Genomic DNA, 2,181 nt, shown 5'->3' on the forward strand with positions numbered 1-2,181 from the left:
CTCCGCGCTTCCCAAACCCTTAGATGGTAAAGATGGAAAAGATGGTCATAGTGTGACATTGGAAGAGATAAAACCATTGGTCGATTCGGCGGTTAATTTAGCTATTTCCGCACTCCCCAAACCCTTAGACGGTAAGGATGGCAGAGACGGTAAAGACGGCTCGAGTGTCACCGTAGAAGAGGTTAAAGCACTTGTCATGTCTGAAGTGAGTGCTACGGTAAAAGCACTTCCTGTGCCGAAAGACGGGAAAGACGGTCGAGATGGCAAGGATGGTCGAGATGGTAAAGATGCCTTTAATATTGACATCCTTCCCGATATTGATGAAACCAAAAGTTATGCGCGTGGCACTCTAGCGACGCATCATGGGGGATTATGGCGCGCCTACGAGCAAACAAAAGGGATGCATGGTTGGGAGTGCATTGTCAGAGGGTGCAGTAGCCTAGCTTGGTCACTTCAAGATGAAAGGACCTTATTAGTTAATTCAATACTAAGCAATGGGGAGATGGTACAAACCAAATATGTTTTCCCAACAATGATATATCAAGGTGTTTTTGCCATAAACAGAGCGTTGCCTTATCAAAAAGGGGATGTAGTCACTTGGGGAGGCTCATTGTGGCACTGTAATGAACCCACCAAGGACAAGCCAGGAGAATTACATTCCAAAGGCTGGACGCTGATAGTGAAACGTGGACGAGACGGGAGAGACACGAAATGATGAACATCGTTACATTGCAGGAGGTGAAATCTCACTTACGTATTGATCATGATTTTGATGATGCGGATTTGCAATTAAAAATTAACGCGGCGACAGCAGCTGTCTTTGATCATGTGAAAAGTTGGGTAGAACGATTTCAAGGAGACGAAACGAAACTTAAGCAATCTCCCGATTTTTATCGAGTAAAGGATGCCATTTTAATCTTAATTGGTATAAGAGATAGGGATAGAGAAGGTGTCGATATTGCGCTTTATCCCCAAGGAATGCTGCCTTATCCCGTCACCTGTTTGTTGGGGTCCATGCACAAACCGACTATTTTGTGAGGTGACAATGATAGGAACAGCTGCAGGACGATTTCGTCATATCATCACCCTTCAACAACCTGAGCCCAAGCCTAATCGGATAAGTGGGGATGAAGTCATTTGGCGTGACGTGTTAAAAGATATTCATGCAAGTGTTGAACCTCTACGTGGACGTGAATATTTTCAGGCGCAACAGGTGCAAAGTGAAACTACCTTCAGAATACGTATGCGCTGGTTCCCTCAGGTAAAATCCACTATGCGAGTCCGTTTTGGCTCACGTATATTCGATATTGTTGCCATTATTGATCCTGAAGAGCGTCATCGAGAGCTTCAATTGATGTGCAAAGAGGGCGTGAATGATGGGGGAGATTAAAATCAGTGGGTTAGCTGAACTATCGCAATGCTTAAAAGCGTTGGAGAAAAATGTGGGTAAACGTATTGCCCGAAAAGCGATGAATGCGGGAGCGATGGAATTAAAGCAGGAAATCAAACATCGAGTGCCTATCCTTAAGGAAAAGGTACCGCATCGACGCAAAGGCACCATCAAGCGCAATATTCGTTCTAAAACGAAAGTACAGCGCAATGGGCAAGTCAAAACACGTATTTGGGTAAAATCATTATCGGGTAAAAAGGTGTCTGCCTTTAAACAAGCAACGGGGAAAAGTGCAGCATTGAACCCAAATGATCCGTTTTATTGGTGGTTTGTTGAGTTTGGTACTGCCAAGATGCCCGCACAACCGTTTATGCGCCCCAGCTTTGAGGCGAAAAAGGAAGCGACGGCTAAAGTGATTGTTCAAACACTTAAAGAGGATATTGAAAAAGCAAGGTAGAGATCATGATACAGCAATTAAAAGAGACCCTTTCACCGCTTGTCGATGGAAGGGTTTTTTTTCAGGTATTACCCGAAGGCAAAGGGCAGTATCCCGCCATTGTGATCCAGTTCGCCAGCATCACACCTAACAGTGCGCTGGAGGATATGGATTTAGATAACTATCGTGTGCAACTTGATGTGTATGCGCCACAGCCACAACCCCTTATGGTCTTGCGTAAAAAAATTGAGGCTAAGATTGTCGAGGCGATCCCATTTGCACAACGGGTGAATGCGGTCTTTGGGTATGAAGCCGATGTCAAATTGCATCGGCTTGTTCTTGAATTAATGATTTT

At 44.7% G+C, this 2,181-nt stretch carries 5 protein-coding genes; all 5 read left to right on the plus strand.

The window, feature by feature from the left end; translation table 11 throughout:
• Window positions 1-715, plus strand: a 715-nt coding sequence (locus ACNARN_RS18550) for a hypothetical protein (protein ID WP_416304813.1), incomplete at its 5' end; no start/stop codon positions are given.
• Window positions 712-1,038 (plus strand): head-tail connector protein, encoded by a 327-nt coding sequence (locus ACNARN_RS18555; protein WP_196534419.1) that lies wholly within the window; start codon window positions 712-714, stop codon window positions 1,036-1,038. The genes ACNARN_RS18550 and ACNARN_RS18555, both read left to right, overlap by 4 nt.
• Before the next feature lie 7 nt (window positions 1,039-1,045).
• Window positions 1,046-1,390 (plus strand): phage head closure protein, encoded by a 345-nt coding sequence (locus ACNARN_RS18560; protein WP_196534420.1) that lies wholly within the window; start codon window positions 1,046-1,048, stop codon window positions 1,388-1,390.
• Entirely contained in the window at window positions 1,374-1,847 is a 474-nt protein-coding gene (locus tag ACNARN_RS18565; protein ID WP_196534421.1) for an HK97-gp10 family putative phage morphogenesis protein, read from the plus strand. The genes ACNARN_RS18560 and ACNARN_RS18565 overlap by 17 nt, the downstream gene beginning before the upstream one ends.
• A gap of 5 nt (window positions 1,848-1,852) precedes the next feature.
• Window positions 1,853-2,181 (plus strand): tail completion protein gp17 (gene gp17, locus ACNARN_RS18570; RefSeq protein ID WP_416304814.1); only part of this gene is annotated, 329 nt, incomplete at its 3' end.

The sequence above is a fragment of the Proteus sp. TSJ240517 genome (genome assembly GCF_047921575.1).
Lineage (GTDB): Bacteria > Pseudomonadota > Gammaproteobacteria > Enterobacterales > Enterobacteriaceae > Proteus.

Excerpts from the sequence above, each read along its gene's own strand:
- ACNARN_RS18560 (WP_196534420.1), top strand. The coding sequence starts at position 1,046 with ATGATAGGAACAGCTGCAGGACGATTTCGTCATATCATCACCCTTCAA.
- ACNARN_RS18565 (WP_196534421.1), top strand. The coding sequence starts at position 1,374 with ATGATGGGGGAGATTAAAATCAGTGGGTTAGCTGAACTATCGCAATGC.
- ACNARN_RS18555 (WP_196534419.1), top strand. The coding sequence starts at position 712 with ATGATGAACATCGTTACATTGCAGGAGGTGAAATCTCACTTACGTATT.